At 40.4% G+C, this 24,845-nt stretch carries 31 protein-coding genes and 1 pseudogene; 11 read left to right on the forward strand and 21 right to left on the reverse strand.

Annotation, left to right across the window (positions count from 1 at the left end; all coding sequences use genetic code 11):
* Positions 1–118: 118 nt before the first annotated feature.
* The 8 genes from BKM01_RS10940 to BKM01_RS10905 form a co-directional block, all read right to left on the reverse strand.
* The gene (locus BKM01_RS10940; RefSeq protein WP_200807990.1) at positions 119–259 is read right to left on the reverse strand and encodes a hypothetical protein; all 141 of its coding nucleotides are present in this window, start codon (positions 257–259) and stop codon (positions 119–121) included.
* Between the two features lie 299 nt (positions 260–558).
* Positions 559–1,986 carry a nucleotide sugar dehydrogenase gene (locus BKM01_RS04500; protein WP_085503712.1) on the reverse strand — a complete coding sequence of 476 codons (1,428 nt, stop codon included), beginning with the start codon at positions 1,984–1,986 and terminating at the stop codon, positions 559–561.
* Between the two features lie 55 nt (positions 1,987–2,041).
* Positions 2,042–2,296 (reverse strand): type II toxin-antitoxin system MqsA family antitoxin, encoded by a 255-nt coding sequence (locus tag BKM01_RS04505; RefSeq protein WP_085503711.1) that lies wholly within the window; start codon positions 2,294–2,296, stop codon positions 2,042–2,044.
* Positions 2,293–2,607 (reverse strand): DUF4258 domain-containing protein, encoded by a 315-nt coding sequence (locus tag BKM01_RS04510; RefSeq protein ID WP_085503710.1) that lies wholly within the window; start codon positions 2,605–2,607, stop codon positions 2,293–2,295. The genes BKM01_RS04505 and BKM01_RS04510 overlap by 4 nt, the downstream gene beginning before the upstream one ends.
* A gap of 27 nt (positions 2,608–2,634) precedes the next feature.
* On the reverse strand, positions 2,635–3,573 hold the full coding sequence (locus BKM01_RS04515; RefSeq protein WP_085503709.1) for a UDP-N-acetylglucosamine 3-dehydrogenase: 939 nt from the start codon (positions 3,571–3,573) through the stop codon (positions 2,635–2,637).
* 4 nt (positions 3,574–3,577) lie between these two features.
* Complete coding sequence (locus BKM01_RS04520; RefSeq protein WP_085503708.1) at positions 3,578–4,651, reverse strand: DegT/DnrJ/EryC1/StrS family aminotransferase; 1,074 nt, start codon at positions 4,649–4,651, stop codon at positions 3,578–3,580.
* 53 nt (positions 4,652–4,704) lie between these two features.
* The gene (locus tag BKM01_RS04525) at positions 4,705–5,370 is read right to left on the reverse strand and encodes an acyltransferase (protein WP_085503750.1); all 666 of its coding nucleotides are present in this window, start codon (positions 5,368–5,370) and stop codon (positions 4,705–4,707) included.
* A 119-nt stretch (positions 5,371–5,489) separates the two neighbouring features.
* Positions 5,490–5,636 carry a hypothetical protein gene (locus BKM01_RS10905; protein ID WP_169922777.1) on the reverse strand — a complete coding sequence of 49 codons (147 nt, stop codon included), beginning with the start codon at positions 5,634–5,636 and terminating at the stop codon, positions 5,490–5,492.
* Between the two features lie 594 nt (positions 5,637–6,230).
* Between BKM01_RS10905 and BKM01_RS04530 the strand changes: the two genes are divergently transcribed.
* Entirely contained in the window at positions 6,231–6,413 is a 183-nt protein-coding gene (locus BKM01_RS04530) for a type II toxin-antitoxin system HicB family antitoxin (protein ID WP_169922778.1), read from the forward strand.
* Positions 6,414–6,459: 46 nt separating this feature from the next.
* Positions 6,460–6,618, forward strand: coding sequence for a type II toxin-antitoxin system HicA family toxin (locus BKM01_RS11245; protein ID WP_394339269.1), 159 nt, complete (start codon positions 6,460–6,462; stop codon positions 6,616–6,618).
* 175 nt (positions 6,619–6,793) lie between these two features.
* Here BKM01_RS11245 and BKM01_RS04540 read toward each other — a convergent pair whose 3' ends face one another.
* The 4 genes from BKM01_RS04540 to BKM01_RS04555 form a co-directional block, all read right to left on the reverse strand.
* Entirely contained in the window at positions 6,794–7,177 is a 384-nt protein-coding gene (locus tag BKM01_RS04540) for a hypothetical protein (protein WP_085503707.1), read from the reverse strand.
* Positions 7,178–7,256: 79 nt separating this feature from the next.
* The gene (locus BKM01_RS04545; protein ID WP_085503706.1) at positions 7,257–8,627 is read right to left on the reverse strand and encodes an MBL fold metallo-hydrolase; all 1,371 of its coding nucleotides are present in this window, start codon (positions 8,625–8,627) and stop codon (positions 7,257–7,259) included.
* 34 nt (positions 8,628–8,661) lie between these two features.
* Positions 8,662–9,264, reverse strand: coding sequence for a GTP-binding protein (locus BKM01_RS04550; RefSeq protein WP_085503705.1), 603 nt, complete (start codon positions 9,262–9,264; stop codon positions 8,662–8,664).
* 34 nt (positions 9,265–9,298) lie between these two features.
* On the reverse strand, positions 9,299–9,610 hold the full coding sequence (locus BKM01_RS04555; RefSeq protein WP_085503704.1) for a cupin domain-containing protein: 312 nt from the start codon (positions 9,608–9,610) through the stop codon (positions 9,299–9,301).
* A 305-nt stretch (positions 9,611–9,915) separates the two neighbouring features.
* On the opposite strand from BKM01_RS04555, the gene BKM01_RS10770 reads away from it, so the two are divergent.
* Positions 9,916–10,056 carry a hypothetical protein gene (locus tag BKM01_RS10770; RefSeq protein ID WP_157769614.1) on the forward strand — a complete coding sequence of 47 codons (141 nt, stop codon included), beginning with the start codon at positions 9,916–9,918 and terminating at the stop codon, positions 10,054–10,056.
* A 267-nt stretch (positions 10,057–10,323) separates the two neighbouring features.
* Positions 10,324–10,665 (forward strand): hypothetical protein, encoded by a 342-nt coding sequence (locus BKM01_RS04560; RefSeq protein WP_085503703.1) that lies wholly within the window; start codon positions 10,324–10,326, stop codon positions 10,663–10,665.
* Positions 10,666–11,144: 479 nt separating this feature from the next.
* Here the strand turns inward: BKM01_RS04560 and BKM01_RS04565 are convergent, their stop codons facing one another.
* The gene (locus BKM01_RS04565; protein ID WP_085503702.1) at positions 11,145–11,789 is read right to left on the reverse strand and encodes a hypothetical protein; all 645 of its coding nucleotides are present in this window, start codon (positions 11,787–11,789) and stop codon (positions 11,145–11,147) included.
* 252 nt (positions 11,790–12,041) lie between these two features.
* Here BKM01_RS04565 and BKM01_RS04570 point away from each other — a divergent pair, with 252 nt between their 5' ends.
* Positions 12,042–12,641, forward strand: a complete 600-nt coding sequence (locus tag BKM01_RS04570; protein WP_169922787.1) for a methyltransferase family protein — start codon at positions 12,042–12,044, stop codon at positions 12,639–12,641.
* A gap of 73 nt (positions 12,642–12,714) precedes the next feature.
* Here the strand turns inward: BKM01_RS04570 and BKM01_RS04575 are convergent, their stop codons facing one another.
* The 4 genes from BKM01_RS04575 to BKM01_RS04590 all read right to left on the reverse strand — a co-directional run bounded on the left by BKM01_RS04575 (position 12,715) and on the right by BKM01_RS04590 (position 16,061).
* Positions 12,715–13,125: a hypothetical protein gene (locus BKM01_RS04575; protein WP_085503700.1), complete on the reverse strand. Its 411-nt coding sequence runs from the start codon at positions 13,123–13,125 to the stop codon at positions 12,715–12,717.
* A gap of 522 nt (positions 13,126–13,647) precedes the next feature.
* Positions 13,648–14,064 (reverse strand): nuclear transport factor 2 family protein, encoded by a 417-nt coding sequence (locus BKM01_RS04580; protein WP_085503699.1) that lies wholly within the window; start codon positions 14,062–14,064, stop codon positions 13,648–13,650.
* 337 nt (positions 14,065–14,401) lie between these two features.
* Positions 14,402–14,986, reverse strand: coding sequence for a ferric reductase-like transmembrane domain-containing protein (locus BKM01_RS04585; RefSeq protein WP_085503698.1), 585 nt, complete (start codon positions 14,984–14,986; stop codon positions 14,402–14,404).
* 154 nt (positions 14,987–15,140) lie between these two features.
* A complete protein-coding gene (locus tag BKM01_RS04590; RefSeq protein ID WP_085503697.1) occupies positions 15,141–16,061 on the reverse strand; it encodes a mechanosensitive ion channel family protein in 921 nt (306 codons plus the stop codon).
* A 316-nt stretch (positions 16,062–16,377) separates the two neighbouring features.
* Between BKM01_RS04590 and BKM01_RS04595 the strand changes: the two genes are divergently transcribed.
* The 4 genes and pseudogenes from BKM01_RS04595 to BKM01_RS04605 all read left to right on the forward strand — a co-directional run bounded on the left by BKM01_RS04595 (position 16,378) and on the right by BKM01_RS04605 (position 19,115).
* Positions 16,378–17,106 carry a redoxin domain-containing protein gene (locus BKM01_RS04595; RefSeq protein WP_085503749.1) on the forward strand — a complete coding sequence of 243 codons (729 nt, stop codon included), beginning with the start codon at positions 16,378–16,380 and terminating at the stop codon, positions 17,104–17,106.
* A gap of 475 nt (positions 17,107–17,581) precedes the next feature.
* Positions 17,582–17,803 (forward strand): annotated as a pseudogene (locus tag BKM01_RS11250) (ArsR/SmtB family transcription factor); the annotation flags it as partial.
* Positions 17,804–17,806: 3 nt separating this feature from the next.
* On the forward strand, positions 17,807–18,628 hold the full coding sequence (arsM, locus tag BKM01_RS04600) for an arsenite methyltransferase (protein ID WP_257790291.1): 822 nt from the start codon (positions 17,807–17,809) through the stop codon (positions 18,626–18,628).
* Between the two features lie 289 nt (positions 18,629–18,917).
* Entirely contained in the window at positions 18,918–19,115 is a 198-nt protein-coding gene (locus BKM01_RS04605; protein WP_085503696.1) for an MM0924 family protein, read from the forward strand.
* Between the two features lie 371 nt (positions 19,116–19,486).
* On the opposite strand, the gene BKM01_RS04610 is transcribed toward BKM01_RS04605, so the two are convergent.
* Together BKM01_RS04610 and BKM01_RS04615 are read right to left on the reverse strand one after the other, a co-directional pair.
* On the reverse strand, positions 19,487–20,194 hold the full coding sequence (locus tag BKM01_RS04610) for a flavodoxin family protein (RefSeq protein WP_085503695.1): 708 nt from the start codon (positions 20,192–20,194) through the stop codon (positions 19,487–19,489).
* A 227-nt stretch (positions 20,195–20,421) separates the two neighbouring features.
* On the reverse strand, positions 20,422–20,664 hold the full coding sequence (locus BKM01_RS04615) for a hypothetical protein (protein WP_085503694.1): 243 nt from the start codon (positions 20,662–20,664) through the stop codon (positions 20,422–20,424).
* A 261-nt stretch (positions 20,665–20,925) separates the two neighbouring features.
* Between BKM01_RS04615 and BKM01_RS04620 the strand changes: the two genes are divergently transcribed.
* Positions 20,926–21,147: a hypothetical protein gene (locus BKM01_RS04620; protein WP_236953536.1), complete on the forward strand. Its 222-nt coding sequence runs from the start codon at positions 20,926–20,928 to the stop codon at positions 21,145–21,147.
* 147 nt (positions 21,148–21,294) lie between these two features.
* A complete protein-coding gene (locus tag BKM01_RS04625; RefSeq protein WP_085503693.1) occupies positions 21,295–21,594 on the forward strand; it encodes a nucleotidyltransferase family protein in 300 nt (99 codons plus the stop codon).
* Positions 21,595–21,684: 90 nt separating this feature from the next.
* On the opposite strand, the gene BKM01_RS04630 is transcribed toward BKM01_RS04625, so the two are convergent.
* Positions 21,685–23,370 (reverse strand): restriction endonuclease subunit S, encoded by a 1,686-nt coding sequence (locus BKM01_RS04630; protein WP_085503692.1) that lies wholly within the window; start codon positions 23,368–23,370, stop codon positions 21,685–21,687.
* Entirely contained in the window at positions 23,371–24,816 is a 1,446-nt protein-coding gene (locus BKM01_RS04635; RefSeq protein WP_085503691.1) for a type I restriction-modification system subunit M, read from the reverse strand.
* Positions 24,817–24,845: the final 29 nt, after the last annotated feature.

Raw genomic sequence — 24,845 nt, forward strand, 5'->3', positions numbered from 1 at the left:
TAGTTTGCTGGGTCAAAAGATTCGTCGAGTATATCAATATTGATTATTTGCCCGGGAAGTGGGGACAAATTATGCTTTCCATCAGGACTATTTAAATCATAGAAATGATAACGATCACTCATATCACTATATCTTCTACTTGGCCCATAGTCAAAAGGAATACAGATTCGTCTGATTTTCCTTTATCCTGAGAATCAAAGAATACTTCTACTTTTTTCTTTTCATGTATTGCTTTTAAAAATATTTCTTTGTTGTTCATACAAATCGCCCTCTTTTATTTTTCTCTGCTAATTTCCCACCCTCATCAATAAAAATTAGACATAAAATCTCTAATTTAGATTGATTGAATATTTTATACTATTTGGAAATCAACATATTAATTGTTGAACTTTTATGAGGTGAATCAACAAATAAAGAGAATTGTCTGAACATATTTAAATATTTTGAATTGATTCCCTCACATAATACACTACCCACTACACGTTAGCTAATAGCCAAACAAAAATCAACCTTTATCTGAAAAAATTAGAGAAGGGATATATCAAGTGGGCAATCATCTCACTTCACTTCATGTCCGTTCTTATCCCCTCTGCCAATCCCCTTATACACAAACCCCGCATCAATGAAAGCATCCGGCTCCACCACATTCCTGCCATCCACGATAACAGGATGTGTCTGTCCGGACAACTCCTGCAACTGCCGGGGCTCCAAGGAATAATACTGCCTGTGCCCTGCAAAGACCACCACTGCATCCACCCCGTCCAGTACTTCCTCCATATCCTGCGAGATCTCCACATCCGGATACAGCAGGACATGCGGATCGTGTACTTTGACTTCTGCACCAGCATCGATCAATAGATCCCTATAGGGCTCGGCCGGTGTATTCCGGGCATCATCCGAATCATTGAGAAAGGCCCAGCCCAGAATTGCCACTTTTGAATTGGCGATATTCTTATTGATACGCGCCAGGGCCTCCACTGTCAGATTGTACATATGCTCTGGCATGAAATCATTGATATGGCGGGCCGTGACGTAGAGCGAAGGTTCCTGAGGGAAATCCAGGTCTGCCTGTTTGGCGATCTGCAGACCGCGCTCCAGATGATAGGTGTCCTTGGTCAGACAATGTCCGCCCACCCCGGCACCGGGGTACAGTATCGCACGGGTGATGCCTTCGCCTTTCAGACTTGCCACACCTTCCCGTACATCATAGACATTGATTCCCATGGCCTCACAGTACAGGGCCAATTGGTTGACAGCGGCAATCTGCAGGTCCCTGAATGTATTCTCGGACGTCTTGGTGACCTCGGCTGCAGTGGCGGACATGGGGATTACACGACCCTTTGTGAGCACCGGCTCGTACAGGTCCACGGCTCTTTGAGTACTGACATCATCGATCCCACCCACGATACGGTCATGCTCCTGGATATTCTGCAACAGACGGCCCACCATGACGCGTTCCGGTGCATGGGCCAGGGCGAAATCCTCGCCTGCTTTCAAACCGGATTCCTCTTCCAGGATCTCTCTGGCCATACCTGTAGTGGTTCCGGGAGTGATGGTGGATTCCAGCACCACCAGCATACCGGGCTGCAGATACTGGCCTACATGGCGAATCCCGGCCTCCAGTGCCGAAAAATCCGGCAGCAGATCCTTCGGGTCCTTGAACGGGGTCTGTATGGCCAGTGTAACCGCATCCATCTCACCGAGCCGGGAAAAATCGGGAGTGCACTCGAACTTATCTTTTTCAACTACCTTCTGCAATAAATCTTCCAGACCGGGCTCCTCGCCCTTCAGCGGACTTTCCCCACTATTTAGCAAATCGATCTTGTAGCCGGAAGTTGGAGAATTGCGCTGGAAACCCAGCACCTTGTCAAACTCCGCAGAATCGGCAAACAGGGCTGCTGCGGGAATGCCCACATAACCCATACCGATAACTCCTATTTTTTTGATCGGCCCACGTTCTTCAAGTAATGATTGTAATTTATCCATATTATAACCTGTTTTTAATCAGTAAGTAGATTTAGTAAAACGAGACCCGGGCATCTCAGGCGCAGACCTCATTCAGGCTGACCTCTCCGGCTGCCACGGGATGCATTAATAATTTGGATTCATGGAATTTTTTCATGACTTTATCTATCTTCCTTGAAACCTCAGGAGTATAATAGGCCTCTCCACACTCTTCACATACATAGGCAGAAACGTCTTTGATGGTAAGTACCGTGTCTCCCACTTTCACCACAAACTCGGTCTTGCCTTTAACAAGTCTGCCATGGCAGAAACTGCATTTATCAGGTATCATTGGTTCTCCTTCCTTACTTTGTAGTCTATCCATTTATCCTTTGCCGGCGGGTAAACAGTAATAATTCTGATATGGTCCTTACACTGTCCTGCAACCACATGAAGCGCCATTTTTGCCACAAACCCCAGTAAAAGAGCTGATGGACAGGGTTCATCATCACTATAATCTTCAATAATCTCACCATGGGATATTGCCTGGATTATATCATCAGTCGAAATATTCCTCTGGAACATTCTTATACGTGCATGATCTGAAATTATAAAATCGCCATTCATCAAATATTCTTCAAGGAACTTTTTGTCAACCGCCATATATTCCACCGGTAATCCAGCCTCGTTTCAATATTCGATCTGCACCAGTTTTTCCTCAGTATAGGAACGAATGGCACCCAGACACACTTCCAGCGCATGCCTGCCTTCCTCTCCGCAGGGATGGGCAGATTGTCCGTTTATCAGGCAATGAATGAAATGACTCAATTCGTTTTTCAGGGGCTCGGCCTTTTCCACCTTGGCATAGCGAACCCAGCCTTCATCATGGATCTCCACGGTCTGGTCTATATAATCCAGATAGGCCACACCTTCCAGTCCCACCACGGTCAGTTTACGCACCTTGTGAGGAGTCAGCCAGTTGACCTCCACCAGCCCTGTCAGATCATGGTCCAGGCGCAAATGTACACTGGCATGGTCCTCGAAGGGATGGATATCTGCCCCTGCCACTGCATGTACTTGGTTGACATTCCTATCATAAAGATGGGATACAATATCGATATCATGTACCCCGATATCCAAGATCACGCCCACATCCCTTATCCTGGGATTATAAGGGCCAACACGGCGTGTGGATATGGATACGATCTTACCCAGGATACCCGATTCAATAATTTCCTTCAGCCGCATTACTGCCGGATTGAAACGCTCAATATGTCCCACCATGAGATTCCTGTTTACTTCCTGGGCCTTTGCGATCATGGCATTGGCATTCTCAATGGTATCCGCAATGGGTTTTTCCACAAGTACGTCCAGCCCCGCATCCAGTGCCTCGAATACCACCTGACGGTGTAACTTGGTGGGTACCACAATGCTCACGGCATCCAGATCCTGAGCAAATAACTCCTTATAATCGGTAAAACCTGCAGTATTATACTGTTTTGCAAGGGAATTGACCCTTTGCTCATCCACATCCGCGATCCCGGCAAGTTCCACACCCTCCATCTCGTGATAGATTCGCACATGGTTCTGCCCCATGGCACCTGTACCCACAACACCTACTCGTAACATCGAATCATTCCCGGTTTCTAATAGTTGTAATAATGTGTTCAATATCCTTTTCTTCCACTGCCGGATGCACCGGCAGGGACAGTACCTCATCTGCAGCCTTTTCAGTTTCCGGCAGATTATCCGTATAACCCAGTTCCTTGTACAGGGGTTGCTGGTGGATGGGAATCGGATAATAGATACCACAACCCACGCCATTATCTTTCAGGTAGTCTGCCAGAGTGTCCCGATTCTCCGTCCTGACAGTATACTGATGATAGACGTGCTCACATCCCTCCCTTACAACAGGGGTGGTGATATAGTCAAGATCTCTCAAACCATCTGTAAGCACAGAAGCATTCTTTTGACGGGCGGAATTGAATTCATCAATTCTATCAAGTTGAACCAGACCGATAGCTGCGGCAATATCGGTCATCCTGTAATTGCAACCGGGAATTTCATGCATGTATCGCTGTTTTGAACCATGGGCCCTGATCATCCGGGCTTTTTCCGCCACCTGCGCATCATCCGTGGTGATCATCCCGCCTTCACTGGTGGTCATGTTCTTGGTGGGATAGAAACTGAAAGAGCCTGTACCAAAGGAACCTACCCTTTTCCCATTAAAACTAGCCCCATGTGCCTGGCATGCGTCCTCGATAACTGCAAGGTTATGATCTTCTGCAATCTCCCCGATTGCCTGCATGTCGGCAGGTTGGCCGTACAGGTGGACCGGCATGATGGCACGTGTTTTAGGAGTGATCTTTTCCAGAATAGAATCCGGGTCTATATTGAACGTATCGGGCCGGATATCGGCAAATACGGGTCTTGCTCCTGTGGCAAGGATGGAGTTGCCGGTTGCAATAAAAGAAAAAGAAGATGTTATCACTTCATCCCCCTGACCAATACCATTAGCCAATAAGGATACATGCAGGGCGGCAGTCCCTGAATTGACAGCAATTGCATGCTCAACTCCTGTATATTTAGCAAAAGCCTCTTCAAATTCCGCTACTTTGGGGCCTTGCGCGATCATTCCGGACCGTAATACAGAGGAGACGGCTTCAACTTCTGCCTCTCCAATCAGGGGTTTTGCTATGGGGATCATTAGAATATCATGCCTTCATGAGTGAGTTTACAGGTATTGTTGTATTAGACAATTCAAATATTATTTAAAGTTTTCAAATCCGCTGCTAAATCTGTAATTGTAGCCGGTGCACCCATGGCAAGTTTCCAGGGAGGAACGTCCTTTGTGACAACCGCACCCCCTGCGACCATTGCCCCTTCTCCAACTTCCACTGCCGGCATCAGAGTGGCATTGGCACCGATAGATGCACCTTTTCGCAGCACAGGCCCTTTATTCTCAAATTGTTTACGTATGGGATACTTATCATTGGCAAGCACTGCACACGGACCGATGAAAACGTTATCCTCGATCACGACATCGGTTGGAATGTAAACATTGCCCTGAATACTTACATTATTACCTATCGTTACATTACCATCGATAATGACATTGGTACCAATCAGTACATTATCCCCGATAGTGGTATTCTCCCGAATTATCACGTTATGACCCGTCTTGAATTTACTACCCGTGGAAACATTGCTGAAAATGGTACAACCCGGCCTGACAATGGAATCCGGGCCAATACTGCAGCCGGGAAAATCAGCATCCTCAAGCTGGCGGTCATTGTCCAGGATTTCCATCAGGATGCTGTGTTCGGGGTAGCCCAGAATTGTGTTTTCCAAGACTTTTGAATCTCTGCCCACTGTGGAAGAGCCGTATATTCTGGAAGTTGGATGAATTATTGTGTTTATATTCATGGTTTGATCAGGCCTGATTGGACTAAATCCATATATGATATAATTATTTGGATTCAAATATTCAGAAAAAGAATCAGACAAGACCCACCAAAATAATACTACAACTCCCCAGAATTAAATTAAGCCTGCACACCAACCTTCTCCGGCCGTTCCCCACCTGCCTGCAAACAACATTTCAGAGTACAGTACAATTTCCTGTCAGCCAATTTTTCGTCCACTTCAAATGTATTCCCGCATACCGGGCAGATTTTCTCGATCAAACGCATTTTAGACCCTCTCCACCAATTAATTGTACGGATAGATCCGACAATCAAATAGAAAAGAAGGAATACAATTACTTAAAATTAACCGCATATTATAATATTGTGTGTATATACAGAATAGAACTCTTGTTTGAAGAATAATCCTGAGCCAAAAGTACCGGCAAAAGTTGATGCAGCCCGTTTAACAGATTCCGTCCCGGATATGAGATGTGCGACATTGCAGGTTTTGCAGATATTTTCATGTCGGGCAGAATACAGAAAACAGTACCTGTATGCAGACGTGAAAAGTTGTTGGATTTAGCCGGATAATGGCAGCAAAAAAGAAAAGATGGGAGATACATGCAGCCCCGAACCTACCGGAAAGTGCCGACAATTTATCCTGAATTTCTTTCTGTTTTTTAGTGTTAGCCGTTCCAATTATTTTAAGGATATTGCCGGAATCCGTTCTGACATACTCCCATGGTTCAAGACCGCAGGCTTTCTCTACCTCTGCACCCTCATCACTCGCAAGATAGCATATGTACCTTCAACGAAATGAAGCTTAATATACAAGCACAACAAAATTAACAGATATGCAATACACAATCGTACTTACAGATGCACAAGAAGGTGGATACACAGCCACATTGCCTGGAACTTCCTGCTGCTATCAGTGAAGGCGATACTCGCCAAGCAGCCCTCGAGAATATAAAGGAGGCAATCCAGCTTGTGCTTGAGGTCACCGAGGAGCAGGCCAGGGTACTTGGCGAAATCACAAAGGTTGATGTTGCAAGTGTCTGAATTACCGGTTATTTCCGGCCAGAAGGTAATCAAAACTTTGGTTAAGATGGGATTTGTGGTTGTCAGGCAAAGGAGTAGTCATGTATTTTTACAACGCGGAGAGAATACTGTAACAGTACCTTTGCACAATCCACTTAAAAAAAACTCTGAAAAGCATCCTCAAACAATCGGATGTTTCTCTCGAATTATTTGTTATGAACCTTAAGTAACAAATCATCTCACATAGATACAATACTTGTTTTTTCCTAAAAACATAATAGAGGATTCAGATTAACGTAACTCCTCCGAACTTCATAAACTCAAATTTTTAGTCACCACAGGATTAGAATTCCCAATTTTCCTCCGCTAACATCATGGTTGCTTCTAAAAGGCAGTGATATTTAGTAATATACTACTCCCACATCATTGCCCTCCTTTTGTATAGTGGGATACTGGGCCTTTGGTATCATAACGGTTATGCGTGACCCACTCAGATAAATTTCCTCAATACTTGATCCATCTTTGAATAGAACTTCTATATTGTTGCCGGTAATAGTGGCATTATCAACCCGGGTACCCCATTCCACCACAACGTTGATGGAGTCACCATTTATGTACAGATCGATGTTTTCCTCGTCATACTGGACGGTTTCCTTGATATTGTCCCCTTCTATTTCTACAACACCGGATTGGACTATAGATCGATTTGTGTTATCTGTACATCCACTGGTAAGTAGTATTGCAGAAAGGAAAAAAATAGCAACAATTGATTTTATGAATTTCATTGTTACCTGTTAACCAATTCAATTATTTAACCATTTTCAGATACCGGTGCTAATCCACTCCCCTGTAATCATAATAAATTCATTTCACGATTTCATATCCCGCATTCTTCCATGCCGCCATGCTACCAAGGACATTATATATCTTTTTATATCCATTTCTTTTCAAAATTGAAGCCGCTATATTGGAACGTCTTGCAGAACCACAATAGACAACTACCTGACATTTATCGGGCAGTTTGTCCAGGTTATTTTCCAGATTGCCCACGTATACATGTGTGGATCTTTTTATGTGTCCTGCTTCCCATTCATCCTGGCCGCGCACATCCAGGATAACCATCCTTTCATTTTCATCCAGTTTCTTTTTCAGGTCATGCACGGATATAAGATGGAACCCGTCGACAGGTAAAGCTTCCATATACCAGGCGGAAATTCCCCCTTCCAGGAAACCTTTGATATTATCATAACCCAAACGTACCAGATATTGTACAGCTCTATCCAGCTGCTCTCTTTCTTCCATGACCAGAAGTATCGGTTTATCATAGGGCAGAACCCAGCCTGCAAAAGAAGGCAGACCTTCCAGCCATATGCTGTATGTATCCTTGATGTGGGCTCCGCCGAAGGAATGAGGCATACGTGTATCCACAACTACAGCTCCTTTTTCCATTTCTTCCCTGACTTCTTGTGGGGAAAGCATTTGGGGAATAGGCAGGCATTCCAGGATTGGTGGCCCCCTGAGATTGTATTCTTCCATTTTCCTGAAGTAAGGGGGATACTCATGATGTTCTGCAAGTTTATGTTTTACAAACTCGTCCCTGTCAGTTTTCTGTAATACGGGGTTATGAATACGTTCCAGTCCCAGAGTGCTATGCTCTCTTTGCGAGATGGCACCACCGCAAACAGAACCGGCACCATGGGCGGGACAGAGTATTACTTCATCTCCTAGGGGTAATATTCTGTTAAAAATGCTGTCATATAGTTTTGATGCCATATGTGAAGTTTTGTCGGGCCCGTAAAGGTCTGTTCTTCCCACATCTCCCACAAACAATGTATCACCTGTAAATACCATTACAGGAGCGTCATTTGAATCAAGGTCTGATAATACATATGAAATACTTTCATCTGTGTGGCCCGGTGTGTGCAGTGCTGTTAGTTGAAATGAACCGAATGTGAAAGTTTGTTTATCCTTTAAGGTATTGCCATATTCAAAATCCAGATTCATACCATGGTATATATCCGCATCTGTAAGGTATTTCAACTGTCGTGAACCGACCACGTAATCTTCATTGCGATGTGTTTCAAAAATATATTTTATATTCATTCCATTATTACGTGCCAGGTCCACATAAATCTGGCAATCCCTGCGCGGATCGATCACAACAGCCTCATTCCCGGAACCCAGGAAATATGACAGATGTGCAATTCCTTCTGATTTTATACGCTCGAAAATCATGTTCTCCCCACCTTTTATAATGACTTTTTTGTGATTATGATATATCGTTATTTACCAATCGATCCATGAAATATTTAAATCCTTCATCAGGTTTATGTGCAGAAATTCCCAGTATATTTGAATCAGGGTTGGCATTACGGAGAAAATCTTTTACATCTCTGATATTTTCATCTTTTGCAGATTCTGTTTTGTTCAAACAGATGATATCGGCCTCTTTGATCCTGTCAATGGCAAATTTTGGTAATTTACTAATATCAGTGATGAAAGTTTTCGGATCTACAAGATTTACAACAGGAGCAAAAGACATATCCGGAATATTCATCGGTTCCAGACTTGCTTTTATCTGGGACGAGGATGCACTTGATAGAAGTTCGATTATCACAAAATCAGGATTTGATTCACTGGTTGCATTTTTTAAAGTGCTTTCCAGATTGAACCTGAGACTGCAGGGAACACAGGCGTTAATCACTTCTTTTGTGATTATATTTGTATTTTCGATACCACTATAAATGATTTTTCCTTCCTCGGTAAATATTATTACAACTTTTTTCCCCTCCTCTGAAAGACTTTTTGCAATTTCCTTTATTGTGGTCGTTTTCCCGCTTCCTGGAAACCCATTTATGATCATTATCTTCATACAACCCCGACTCCCTTTAACTAATACAATTGGTTTACTTAGTCAGGCACAGAAGTACCGCGAGGTCTTCTTGGGCTTGAAGGGAGTGAGGTGCATTTGCAGGCATGAAAATGAATGTACCTTCTTTCATTTCGATTTCATTTCCATATAAATGGAAGACACCCTTTCCTTTCAGGACTTGAACCACACCTGTTTTTGTGGATGTATGTTCATCAATATCCGTCCCACCTGCAAGACACATCAGTGTGTAATTATAGGTGTCTGATTTTGCCAGTACTGTACTGAATATCCCCTCTGTAGGGAATTGCATCAATTCATTCAAATCTTTTGAAAATCCTTTGTCCATTGTTCCACCTCTTATTGTCACAATTTATATTTTAGGTAATTGCAAACTTTTTTTTGTAGTTTTATTTATTTTTCCCGAGGTGCCATTTGATCAATAAACCGATACCTATTATAATCAGGACAAATACAAACATACCCACCACAGTATGGTAACCATAACCATAGTACCCAAATTCGTTCATTTAGTTCCCCCTGCAATAATATATTAAATATACTCTGACAACATGTATTAATTTTGCCTTAATGTCTATGATAGCTATGCGGGTTTTGTGGATATTATCTAAAAATGAGTAAAAGGTCAAAACAATGACAGACGATATAATGAAGTCTATGTTGGATAAAATGGCAAAGGATGGTTTGTTAAAATACAATCCTGAAACGGATACCTACGAAGTAACTGAACTTGGCAATCAGGTCTTTAACAATAAGGAAGAATCTTCTCCCTGAAATAAATAGAAAGTATATTTATAAAATTAAACTGTAGCCTCTTCTTTAAGACCCAACAAATATATATTTAGTTGTACCTATTATTATCTGGAAGGGAATCACAAATCGGGGAGTTGTGAATTTCTGCATCGGCATTCAGTCATCCATTGTTATTATAAAGACAGGTGTTGGGTTTATCCCTGATTTCAAATATAGTAGATTGATTTACTGGTTGACTTAACTCATGCCGATTGTGAATCCTATCTGATCAGTAATGGGGTATTATACATGGAAAAGATAAAGAAGATGGGTCTTTTAGGCGCAACTGCATTGATTGGTGCAGGATTGGCAGCTATGTCCGAAGAGCGAATAAGGGAATTTGTAAAGACAAGGGTCAAGGAAGGTGCCATCAGCAAGGACGAAGGGAAGGTACTTGTTGAGGACCTTGTTAGCGAGACCAGGAAACAGAGGTGGAACTTGGAAAAGAATGTAGTAGAAAGGCTCCACAACACGCTTCAGACAGCCGATAAGGAACTTGCGGATTATGCGGATTCTATCGATGAAATGAAAATTCGGGAACTTGAGGGGGAACTTGAAAAAATGAAAAGCCTGAGAAAAGGCGATAAATAACAGATATATTGAATGATTTGATTATTCACCATTTTACTGGTGAATAAATTATTTTCTTTTCTTTTAATGCGACTGTTTCTCTTGCGTTCTATATTTTATATATTCCTTCTGCAATCATTTTTAACTTATAATCTGATGTTTGAATCCAGGATTGGAATTTTGATATGCAATTCTGTACCTTTTCCTTCACACTTACTTGCAGTCATATGTACCCGGGGTGCTTATGCTACTGTCTTGAAATATAAAGGCCAACTCCGGTTCCCCTGATTTTCGTTTGTGAAGCGTCAAACTGGTAAATGCGCTGTAAACGTTTATCGATCATTCTTCAGGGATACCGATTCCTGAATCGTGGATACCGGTGTTTCTTCATAAAATAAGATATCAGGTAACTTTGGTTGTTTGATATAAAGAAGTCTGGCAATAATAATTTCTGTTGATAATGTCTTTTGAAGCGGTCAATTACTGTTTAAACATCTTATTCAGTCGGGTTCTTCATTTAGACAATCCTGTATCCAGTATCCAATTTCCCTTTTTTGCAAAAACGTGGTCATTTGTTCTGTTCCCAGGCCATTTGGAATAATTTGTCTGATAAATCCTTCCTGTTCTGTATGAATCAGAAATCTTCGATAGGCTCCTATTGGTTCATCCCTGGCACCAAAAAAAGCTACAACCCGTATTTCCAGTTTATGGATTTGATCACTTTCTGAATTCTCTAATTTTTGCAACAATGAGTCAAATCTACCCAGGCAGATCAAATCCCCCGGATACAGGGGTCTTTCCTGAATACTCTTTATGTGTGTGATCTGGCCGGTTTGGGTCTCTGTAGTGAATTGTTCGTAATCAGTAATTTTCTTTTTGTAGGTACTCCCTTTTTCTCCGTACCCAACCACGAATACACATGTCACATTCAGTATCTTCTCACTCATATTGGTAAGCAAGCAAAGTGAATTTGCCCGGCTTCCAGGAGATTGCTGTATAAGTATCCTGGGATGATTGCGGTTACTGTAATCCCTGTACAAAAGATGTGCATAGAAGCCCCATATTCCTACTGTGATAATACTGACAATAGAGGTGATTGTAGCAGTATTTTCACTAATCCAATAGAAAAGTTGTTCGCCAACCATACTTATTTAATGTGGTATGTGCTGACTGATAAATTGATTTGTTATGAACTAAGGCTAAATTAATATATTTTTGTCATGTATAAGTACATGTGGAAATGAATAGTAGTGGTGTCTCGCTGTCACTGCATTCAGAACAAAATAACAACATTTTAAGTAACATTTAGCTAGTTGGTTTGCCCAAAGATACTACTGTTACCTGTCAGATTAAAAATAATAAATACGTTTCATTCAACAAAAAGGAGAGTGCTGGAATTGGTTTCATCTACTATTATCCTTATATTTTGTCTTGTGGCATTTGCAGCCATTCACAGTTTTTTGGCCAGCCTGCCATTCAAACGCCGACTCATGCGGGTTCTGGGTTCCCGGGCAGAAACGCTGTATATGCCGGTGTATAGTCTTATTGCAATTATTACGATTTTGCCGCTTGTCTACCTGCTCTACACAAATCCGGGTCCCTTTTTATACATCGTACCTTCTCCATGGAGGTGGCTGATGGTAGGGGTACAGCTGGCTGCCGCCCTGGTTGCACCGAGGGCCTTGAGAGATGCTCCTCACAGGTTTAAGATTGGTGCCCAATTGGCCGGTCCCAATTCCAATAATTCTGAATCCCTGAATATCCAGGGTATTTACCGCTGGGTGAGGGATCCTTTCCTGCTGACGGGATTGATTATCATCTGGTTTACTCCATTCATGACGGTAAACCTGCTTGTGATATACCTGCTGGCGAGCATATACCTTTACCTGGGGTCGCTGCACTGGGAAACCAGGCTGGTGGCACAGTTTGGTGAGGAATACAGGAAGTATCAACAACGGGTCCACAGGATAATTCCGGACAAAAGTGAATATTACTGAATATCTATTTTAGCATAAATGCAGAGGAAGGGCAGGCACCTTTCCTCTCTTCTTTACATGTCTGAAATGGTCATTATTTTCCCGGTTTCTGAGGCAGGTCTAAATAGTTTTCAACTGCCCGGGAACCAAAGTAGAATACAACAACAATTCCTACAAGGTAGGTGAAATGAGAGATAATGGTTTTGGCTAACTCTGTATCCGATACACCAATATCTGTTAATGTAAGCAGTGATACAAGTGAAAAATAGACCACAATGAAAGAGCCTGTCATTGCTTTTCTGACCTCTCCTTTATCGAAGTCTGTGGATTTGGAAAGATGGTTAATCAACATCAGTGTTCCCAGGAAAGTTATTATTCCTGTACTGGCTACCGCCCAGCCGATATGGGCCGGCCTGATCGTCCCTAGATAAAGTACAAGGATATCAAGAAACCCTACGATTATAGCCATTATGAATGCTGTCTTGCGCTTGTTTTCTTCAGACATTTCTATGTTCCTTTAAATTTTCAGAAATGCGATCATGAATAACAATGTTGTGTTTATTCAAAATAATAGTTTAATGTCCCTGTAATTATGAATTCGTTCAGGTGTGTATGCAATATTATTACTGATTTTATGATGTATTTGTATGCATTTATGTACAATGCTTTAGCTAGATGCTTTTAATCATTATTAAGGTTAGAAATTCAAGCAAAACATGTATATACGGCGAAAACCCATTCTTTATTGATGAGCGGGTAATTACCTTTTTTAGTACCCCCACTCCCCAGCCCGCTCATACCACCCCATTATTAAGCAGGCTGATTAATACTGATGTAGTTGAGTATTACATTTATACTCTTTGTTTCGAAATGTTAAACCGGCTTTAAAATTTCATGCTTTGTATTATAAATATCGCTTAGATTATTGTGTAAAATAAATCCTCTATTTACAGAATTCAATTGTAAAATTCTGAAAAGAAGAAAAAGGAGGGTTGATCCCTTTCCTGTGATCAATCACTAAAAAACTTCAGGCCCATCCTATTTGCTGAAGAGTGATTGTATCGTTCCAGATCTTTGTCATGTGTTTGATTAAATCTCCTTCGAATTGCATCAGATAGGCGTAGTCAGCTGCAGCATTCTTGCCGGTTGGTGGCACAGGACCTCCGGGGCCTGTCTGTGTACCATGAAATACTGCACATGCTGCAACGCTGTTCCTTTCCTCATCCTCTGCAAAGAAAAGCAGTTCATAGTGACCATCCGGTATTGGAGTCAGTAAGTCTCTCATCCAGTTGGTGTATCCTTCCACAGTGGTTATTCCGTCCAGTGCTGCTGCCTGGGCAGAAAATGTTGCCTCAGGATGACAATACTGTTTGCATTTTTCCCATCCCTTCCCCGTTTCACATGCTTCGTAAAACTTTCTTGCAGTTTCTAACATTTCACTCATGTTTCAACCTCCCTTTACTCATCACATTTATTGTAACGAGTTTGACACATTTAGACACAGTAACTTATGGGGTTATTTTATATATGTATTTTCAACAGTTAACCCCTCTATTAAATTATACAAATAATGAGTTTTATGCAATGGTTTTTTAAAACAAAGTTAAAAAAGAATATTTACTACTATTGATAAAAATAAAGGATTAATTCTTATTTTACTGGCAAGAAAGTAATATTGATTTGTTCTTTTTGGTACAGGTGTAAATCGATTCCCCTTTCCTTTGACAAAAACCAGTATTTTTATTCAATTTACTATGGGTTTTATTGTACTATGTTACAATTCACATGCTCTTTCGAAGAGGTATGATGTGCTTGTGTACAAATATTGCTGCGATTACCAGAGCCATGCAAACCCAGAGTAACTGCATAATACCGGAATTCAGGTCTGTTCCAATTAACCATGAATGAATAAAGATCAGCAAAAAGGTCGGATAGTTCAGATAGTGGATTTTTTTCCATTTACGGATAAAATGTTTCCTGTAAACCCCTACTGCCACTGCTATTATAACTAGATACAAAGCCGGCCGGCCTGCAAGTTCCAGAAATTCCATGAACGGATAGAAAACAGGAATAAAGACTGATATGCTTTGTTTTTCAAATGCAAAGGCAATGGGATGAAGCAGCATAAGTGAAATCCCAATACGTGCAAGATGATGATGTACTCTGATAAATCCCTGTCCAAAAACCTTTTTCATTTGTTTCATGTATTCAGAGGACAGGATTGCTAGAAAGATGAAATAATAGGCAAAAAGCCCTGCTGCTCTGTCAATCATTTCGAGAGGTGTATCAATTGCCTGTAACAGAACGAATGCAATTATTGCCGCAATGAAGGTTACTAGGAATATTAAATGCCAGCGTTTTTCCATTCAGGATTCCTCATGTAGTTCTACACCTTATTTTTTATAAAGTTAATGTTATTTTCAATTATGGTATTTTTTACCTGAGGTGGAATAACTGAGAGGCATAAATACTGATGGTGCTGATGGTCATCAGTTGAATTGAAAAAAAGAAAGAGGGGGTTTATTTCTTTTGCTTTGCGTATTCCACAAGAGCGTCCTTTATACCCCACTTAAAGGCTACTACTACAGCAATACCCCATCCCAGTGGTTCCAGGAATGTATATAGAATACCTGTGTCCACAAGCATGGTATCAAGTGCAATGAGGATTACTACCAGGAACAAAAATCCTCTGAGCAATGGAGTAAAAATTTCAGCTCCTTCTACATCCATCTCCTGAATAGTGGACCTTACGTAATCCATAAGGAAATCCACAGATAGCAATCCGAGAGCGAGAATTACAACGCCCAGTAGCAATCTTGGAATATATGCTGTCACAGCAACCAGGAAGTCAGTGATCAATTCCAGCTGCAGTATGTTGGCTGCGGCTGCAATGAAAAACAGGTAACCAAACAATTTTATAACTCCGGCGATTATTGCCGAGGGTTTCATATTTGATGCTTTTATAGGTCCGCCTGCGGGTCCCTTTTCCAGTTTTTCGTCTACGCCTGTTGCTGAAAGTATTGTTGCGGTTGTGCGAGCAACAAAATCAACGATTATGAGGCCGATTACAAGTACTATGCCTGCTGCTATGACCAGTGGTACATAAGCAAGTAACAAGGTTATGAAATCTGCTACTACACCTATCTCCAAATAATCAATAATTATTGCGGCAAATATAATGTATACGAACCATTTAATTACAGCGCCGAAAAAATCTTTTGTTGTAATTTCAGCCCTTTGCAGGATATTGCCTATAAATGTGTTATCGACCGTCGTATCCAAACCGCTTTTCTCAATCAACTTCGCACCAATTTTTCCAAGTGTTCTGCCTATTATCCAGCCAATTAGTGCAAAGATAATTACGGCAATTATTTCAGGAATGTAAGAAAAGGCATCCCCTATAGCCGTGTATAAACTATCCGTTAAACTCGTTTCCACCATTTATACCACTCCCAATCTGTCAGAGACTTTATGATATCTGCCAGATTTGTTTAGTTAGTTAAGAATAGACATTTGATGTATATCAATATAACTACATTTTTAAAAAATTTTAAATATACTTATTTACGAATTGCAAGATGGTTAAATCAAAATGGCACGTTCACTTTTTTGAAGTACGGGGCTGTCGGTAGGATAAAAATTACAACCCTTGTTATAAAAGGGCGAAGTAAAATTGTAAAAACCTAAATATACAGCTACAAACTGAATATAAGAATGATCAGACAAATGGGGGATTATTGTGGAACAAAATGAATATATGAATACCAGAATTCCAATGATGGGGGAAATTGCTCCTTCTTTCAGGGCCCGTACCACACATGGGGAAGTGAATTTTCCAAAAGATTATGAAGGTAAATGGGTAATTTTTTTCAGTCATCCTGGGGACTTTACACCTGTATGTACCACCGAGTTCATGGTGTTTGCAAAGATGCAGGAAGAATTCAGGCAGCTTGATACTGAACTTCTTGGTCTGTCAGTTGACAGTATCCTATCACACATTACCTGGTTGCGGTCTATAAAGGAAAAGGTGGAATTTAACGGAATGTCGGGTATAGATGTGGAATTTCCTATAGTAGAAGACAATGGTTTTTCAATAGTTAAGAAATATGGTTTGCTCCAGCCTTTTGAGAACAAAAGATATTTGCGCTATATCCAGGACCTTCATGCAAATAAGGCAACTCATGATAATGAAATCATGAATGCTCAACCGGTGAGGGGAATATTTATAATAGACCCGGAGTCACGCATTCGTTATATGGCCTTTTATCCACTTTCCAATGGCAGAAACCTTGATGAAATAAAACGTATTCTGCAGGCGATCCAGAAAACAGATTCAGAAAAAATAGACACTCCTGTAAACTGGAATCCCGGTGATGATGTCATAGTACCTCCTCCTCTTTCCTATGAGGATGCAGGGAAGCGTATGGAAGATGAGGAATTGAAATGTTCCGAATGGTACATTTGCCTTAAGGAGGATAAAAGCTGATTTTTGAGCATTATTATCTGAAGTTCAGTGCGGAATTTATACGTAGATTGTAAAAACGCAACCTTTAATGATGAAGCTGGCAACGATCAGGCATGAACTCGACCCACTTGCAGGCAGGATAAGTGAACTCAAAAAATAAGTTCTGCTGATTGTTAAGACTGAAGATTTGGATAACAAAATTCAGAACCATTCGTTCTTTTCATTATATCCCGTATTAAAACATCTATTATAGTATAGTGATGGGTAAGGTATCTATATATAGATAGAAAAGACATGTGTCGCCCACTTACCACCCAAATTGGTTTACCATGCCAAAATTGTTTTTTGGACTTACCCATCACAGTCAATTAAATAATAACTATAAGTTCATAAAAAATTGTAAAGTACTGATTGTATTTGCTTTCCTCTTTGTGCTTCGTTTTCCAAGAACTGCTTGCAAAAAGCATATATGCATAAATGCACATATATACAAATAATGCTTCATGAAAAGGCTAAATTCTTCAAAGCATTGGGTGACCAAACGCGTCTTGCAATAATAGGATGCCTGTTAAAGCATGATCATTGTGCATGTGATTTTGCAGCAATTACGGGCAAGGATCAAACCACTGTATCCCGCCATCTCAAGATACTTTGTGAAGCGGGTATCCTGAAGTATGAAAAAGAGGGTAGATACGTTATTTACAGCATAATGGATGATAATATGAAAGACAAACTTGAAAATTGCGGAATTGAAAAATTTGATTCATGTTGCTCTGACAATACAGCAGATCCAGATTCCACGAAAAAAATTGTAAAGGATACATACGGAAAAATTGCATTGGATGTTGTACAGGGATGTGGATGTTGCGGGGATCTCACAAAGGAAGAGATATCAACATCCATTGGCTATTCATCTGAAGATATACAATCATTATCTGCAGCCAATCTGGGACTTGGATGTGGAAATCCCACGGCAATCGGTGAGATAAAAGAAGGTGATATCGTTCTTGATCTTGGTTCAGGAGGAGGATTTGATACTTTTATCGCTGCAAGGAAAGTGGGCAAGACCGGGAAAGTCATTGGCGTGGATATGACAGAAGATATGATTGCAAAAGCAAGAAAGAATGCTGAAAAGTATGAATTCGATAATGTCGAGTTCAGGCAGGGCGACATCGAGTCTTTACCTGTTGAAACGGGGTCTATTGATGTCATTATAAGCAACTGTGTGATCAATCTTGCACCTGACAAATCCAGGGTGTTCAGGGAAGCATACCGTGTTCTCAAAAATGATGGGAGGATGTATGTTTCAGATATTGTTCTCCTGAATGACCTGACCCCCGAGCAGAAGAATGATGAAGATCTTATATGTGCCTGTATAGGGGGTGCATTGCTCAAAGATGATTATCTGGGAATGATAAAAGATGCTGGATTCAAAGTCCGGATAATGGATCAAGACACAGGGATCGGTGAGAATCAGTACTCAGGCTACCCTGTTATGAGTCTTAAAATAAAGGCTTTCAAACCAGATGCAGGCCTGGATTGATTGCGATATTCTGATGTGAGTTGTTTTAAGAAATTGAATGCCTCAATTGAATGCACTCTTTGCATGTTGCATTTTGAGGCAAATATTACTTCTTTTATATTCTGATTGAATGGAATGATTCAGAGGTATTGAGACAAAAAACCATTGATATCTTATTCTGAAAGGGCAGAAGATGGATTTCTCTAAGGGGACTTTGCCGTTGACTTTTTGACGAAAAATACTTATCTTTCAAACTCATGCTTTATTCTAGGTGAAGTAATCACCTTTTGTATAAAGTGGGGTTATAAGAATGAAACAGGAATTTATAGAAAAGTACTATATGGACAAAGAAGTTACGATTGATATCGGGGGAAAAGATCTGTATAAAGGAATCGCTGCTGAATGTGCCGATGGTATACTTAGCCTTAAGTGGACAAAAGGCGGCGATGAATACACGCACATAGATATCGCTGAAATCAAAGCAATCTGGAAAACAAAGAATGATTAATTTTGCTTTGTGAAAGCATAAGAACCAGACTCTGCATTCCCATGGAATAACAGAGTCTTATAATATCTACTTTTACTTTTTTTACTCATATAAATTTTATTTTTGGTTTTCACTAATGATCAAGCCTGGAGGGGCCCAGGAAGGTTACTGAGGAAGTTAATCATTGGTTGAATCAACGTGCTCAATACAGGAATAAACAGCATACATGAAATGCTATATTGCTCCTTTGAAGCGTAGAGCCAAAGTTGATAAACCGTTTAGTTTGAATAAACATGTGCAGAAGAGGCTCAGTCAATGGGAGCAATTGGTGGGGAAAGTTGAGAATCAATTGTATAAATCGACTTCTTTCTTTGGCATTTCTTCCTATTTGTTTATGATTCTCCTTTTGCTATTTCTTCATCCCAGTACTGATTAGCACCTGCCATAAACTCGTCATCACTGATTAGTTCGGCATGAATACTTTTAATGATCTCTTCTGAAACCTTCCCCTTGATGACCATTTCTTTGCCCGCCTCTCGCAGCGCATCATAAAATTCATTGATTCTTTTTTTGACACTCTCGTCAGGACAGTCTTCTAATATTCCTCCACTATTTCGGTAGACTTCCAGTACGGGATTCTGGAGAGCCATATATGCCTTGAATAAGTCAAAATTATGTTCTCCGGGAAATCCTGAATTGGCAATCATAAAAAAACGGGGATAGTGCATTCTTTCCTCATGATAACAGCTTCCATCTTCATTTTTGTGAATATGTGGAGTTGCAGTAGGCAGCAGTCTTTCGTTGAATTTCTTTAGTATTGAGGTCATAAACAATCCATAAACAGGAGTTGCCATTCCTACATAATCCGATTCAAAAAAAAGATCTATGAGCTCGGACATGTCGTCATTGATCACGCATTTTCCGGGAGTTTTAGTCCAGCAACTAAAACAACCACAACAATGATTGATATTGTACTCTGCAAGGAATATCTCTTCTGTCTGAGCACCCGCTTGTCTGGCCCCCTCCAGTAGAGGATCAACGATTCGATGGGTGTTGCTTTTTCTTTCTCTGGGACTACCATTGAAAACAGTTATTTTCATATCAATTCTCCGATTTTGGATCTTGTAGAGTCACGATCTTCTATTTTTAATTGAAGCATAATCTTATAAAAGGGGATGTATTCCATGCGTTTGTTTGACACAAGAACTGCTGGAATCAATAATTACGGGAGAAGGACTTGTTGAATTACTCCATTTACTGAGGCCAGGAGTTCCTGAGATCACCGCACAGATACTGCTTTTTTTCTAGACCAATATTAAAAAAGTCCTCAGTTTCCGGAATTTTCATCAGGGAACTTCTTAAAACCTATTTTCCATCCCAGATAAGCGATGAACAGTGCAAGTATAATCGGGAGCCATGAAATGCCTGCTTCGAATTTAAAATCACCAGAAGCAGTATCCAAATTATAGAACACTAGCCATTCAATGCCAAAATAGCTTCCAATCAAATAAGAGAACACCAGGGTGAGGAAAAACCCAAGAATGGACATATAATATGGTATATATTTCATAACTAATCCTATCTCATTATTTCTTTAAGTAAGGTGACAATTGATTTATCATATATATTGTTTACTATTTATAGACAAACAAATTGTTAAAAAATAAAGTATGCATATTAATATACAGGTGTACTACTATTCAGACGATAAACTCACATTAATACCATTGAATATCCTGATAAACTCAAAAGGGTAAAATCTGTCCGGCAAATTCCTGGTATTGAGCATGGAAATACTGGAATTAATTTGCAAAAGCCATATCTGCAGATCATGATTTTTGTGCCAGATCGGATCAATACAGAAGGCCTCTTGCTCCTGGAGACAAGAGAACTGGCTCAATACCTTGTTGGTAAACGCAAAACTGTTGATTTCGTGTATCCTGTATATGAAATTGAAAGACAGGACAAAATGGATATCAGGCAGTTGATTCTTGATATTTCCTATGTTGAGTGGAAGAAGATGGGGTTCTCTAAGGGTACTCTAAACTATTAATATCTGTTAAGATTTATTAAACTAATAATTGAAATACCGACAACTCCAATTAATGAATTCAGGGGAATGGTCAGCCAACGCCAACCAAAGCAATAATATAAAAAGACCCTCCAAAATGTGTATCAGATATCTCATAAGGGAATTAATATGATCAAAAAGGATATTATTCTGGGAAGACTGGATGAGTTGCTTCCGGAATTGAAAAAGAACTATAAAGTAAAGGAAATAGGCCTTTTTGGGTCGGTGGTTAGGAATGAATACAAAACCGGCAGCGATATTGATTTCCTTGTTGAGTTTGAGAAAGGTGCGGATCTTTTTGATCTCGCAGCTCTTGGAATTTTTCTTGAAGACGAGTTCGGGACAAAGGTAGATATCATCTCGAAACGTGCCGTAAGGGATGAATTGAAGAGCAGGATTTTTTCAGAAGTGGTTTATGCGCATGCATGAGGTGGTTTTGAAAACCCAGAAGGTAGATGTATTTGTTATTGATGTCAGGAGAGCAAAATCCAGACATCATAAGGATTGACAGTAGCCCTTTTATTCTCCGGCCTTCCCAACAACCTCTGCAAAACTCCAGGCCACTTCTTCAGAGTGCTTGATATTTGCTTCCAACCTATCGCATAATTCCATTAGTATGTCGACTTTCTCTACGATGCGTTGTTGTTCATTTAGTGGTGGGAGAGGTACTAAAAATAACCTCATATTTTTTAGAGATACATTTTTTATAGTGCTACCAGTAGCTTTTTCATAACAATAGTCAAGAAAATACCGTGTGTTTATGACTTTTTTTATATATTCTTTATTTATGTCCTTTAATAAATTAAAATAACAGGCACTTTTTCCTAATATCACTCTTTCCCCATTATAAAAGGCAACATTTCCTAATGTACCATTTATTGAAACAAAAACCGTTCTGTCATTTAATGGTTTTTTATATTTGATGTACTCATCATATGAAACTTTTTTATTATTATTTTTAATTATAATTTCGCCATCATATAAATTATTTCCGTTTATAAAATAATAATTTCCGTCATCTGTATACTCGGGAGTTCCGTGTAGCCCGTCACCTAATAAAGAAACCAAAGTCCCCAAACGCACCCACTCCCAACCACTGGGCATTTCATAAGGCACTTCATCCTCTTCAATTGGTGGCAACTCCTTCTGCCTTTTGAGTTTACCTTCCTTTTGGAGTCTCTTTTTCTCCTCGGCAATCCTATCCAGCAATACAGCAGCCGGCTCATCATTCGGGTCCTGCTCCACAAGCCTGCCCTGAACCGCTAGTTGCAGTACTGCCTCCCGAAGTTTCTTTACAGTTTCCTGTTTTGTGTATAGAAGGTCGAAGTTATCCCTGATGTGGGCCCAGATACGGTTGAAATCAGCCTCATTGTCTGGTTGTTGCAGTTTGGACAGAGACCCGTTATTCATGCGGATATGAACTTCACTGCGCTTCTGTTGCTTCCTCTCCAGTTCATCGCACAGGTTCATGAGCTGGTCAACTTTGGCAACGATTCGGTGTTGTTCGGCGAGGGGTGGAATTGGAATAATTAAAGACTCAAGTTTTTTTTTACTAAGATTATTTATGCCAATTCCTTTCCCGAAATTCTGTACTGTATTACGATAATTAGGACTGTGGAAATAATAGTTTATGTACTTTCTATAAATGATTGGAGAGGGACGAACAACTCCACAAAATGCACCAAAAGTACAATCTAAATCTTTCTTAGCTTGTGCTGCCTTTCCTACAAGGTTTATGCTTCCACTTGACATTGCTATAACTATATCCCAAGCTTTTACAAATTGAGGTGGTTTGATTTTTTCTTTTGGGATATAGACTAGTTTATCAAAATTTATCGTTCCATTTATGTTATTTGCTCTTAACAGAGGAAGATATCCTGGTAAAGTCTGTTCAGAAGATTCACTTTTTTTATATGTTATACCCCTTATTATTTCACAAACATCTTTAAGCTTTAAGAATTTCCAACTTTTTGGAATTTTAAATGGTATTTCTTCTTCGGCAATAATTTCTAAAGGCTTTTTACTTCTTTTCTCCTTTTCAACCTCAATCTTCGTCAATAATATTTCAGCAGGTTCTTCATCGGGGTTCTGAGGTACAATTTTACCCTGTATTGCCATTTGCAGTATCATTTCACGTAACTTTTGAACTCCATTAGGAGATTCTGAGAGATGAGGCAAAATCTCAAAAAAAGTTTCAGTTTTCATTCAGTTTTCCTCAAAGGCTGCTTTAAGTTCTAATTTTAACATATTACGTGTTTCCTCAATTTCCGAGGTGAGGGAATTATATTTTTCCAATAATTCCTCCGGGTCGCCGTGGTTCTCTTCAACCGTGTGGGGATTCTTGATATCGAGATTGTAATTATTCTTGCGTATGTCCTCCACAGGGACCTTCCAGGCATGCTCGTTTTCCTCACGATTCTCCCACCATTCCTTTTCAGGTTTAAACTCCTCTATGCGTATGGGTTTGGTTTTGGAATATGATTTATAGCCTTCAGGGTAGGGATGCTCATAATACCATACTTCTTCTGTAGGTTTTCCTTTCGTGAAAAAGAGCAGATTGGTACGGATGCCTGTATAAGGGTTGAAAACACCGTTTGGCAACCTGACAATTGTATGCAGGTTGCATTCATCGACTAATTTCTCTTTGATACGGGTCTTCACACCCTCTCCAAATAGAGTACCGTCAGGCAGCACTATTGCACATTTACCACCAGCGTTGAGGATTTTCATTATCAGAACCAAGAAAAGGTCTGCCGTCTCTCGTGTCTGGAACTTGGTAGGGAAATTCTGCTCGACACCATCTTCTTCCTGACCACCGAATGGCGGATTGGTAACCACCACATCCACCTTGTCCTTTGGCGTGTAATCCCTCAGAGGACGTGCAAGGGAATTATCCCTGCGGATATTGGAAGGCACACCAATACCATGCAATAGCATATTTGTGGTGCATAAAAGGTGTGGCATTGGTTTTTTCTCCACACCGAACAGACAATTATGCAGAAGTTGTTCATCTTCAATGGAATTGACATAATTATTTCTTACATGCTCGATGACATTTGTCAGGAAACCACCTGTACCACATGCAGGGTCCATAACTCTATCTCCAAGTTGTGGATTGGTCATCTGCACCATGAACTGTGTAACGGCTCTGGGTGTATAGTATTCTCCCGCATTGCCAGCGCTCTGCAAATCCTTCAGAATCTTCTCATAGATATCATTGAAGGTATGCCGGTCTTTGGACCGGTTAAAATCAATCTCATTAATCTTATTGATAACCTGACGCATCAGGGTTCCGGACTTCATGTAATTATAGGAATCCTCAAAAACAGACCTTATGACAATACTCAGGTCATCATCTTCTGTCCTGGGTTGCAGTTCTTTAAGTTTCCTGAAAACCTCATCATTCACAAAATCCAGAAGTTCATCGCCAGTGATTCCCTCATCATTACTGGCCCAGTTTCTCCAGCGAAGTTTTTCGGGCATAGGGGATACATAATCATCCCGTATCAACTCGGTCTCTTTTTCCCGGTCATCGAGTATCTTTAAAAAAAGCATCCATCCGAGCTGGCTTATCCGCTGTGCATCTCCATCCACACCAGCGTCTTTACGCATAATATCCTGTACGCCCTTAATAACTGTGCCAATTGACATAACAAAACCTTCACATTACAGAGATATGA

The sequence above is a fragment of the Methanohalophilus portucalensis genome (assembly GCF_002761295.1).
In the GTDB taxonomy this organism is placed as follows: Archaea; Halobacteriota; Methanosarcinia; order Methanosarcinales; family Methanosarcinaceae; genus Methanohalophilus; species Methanohalophilus portucalensis.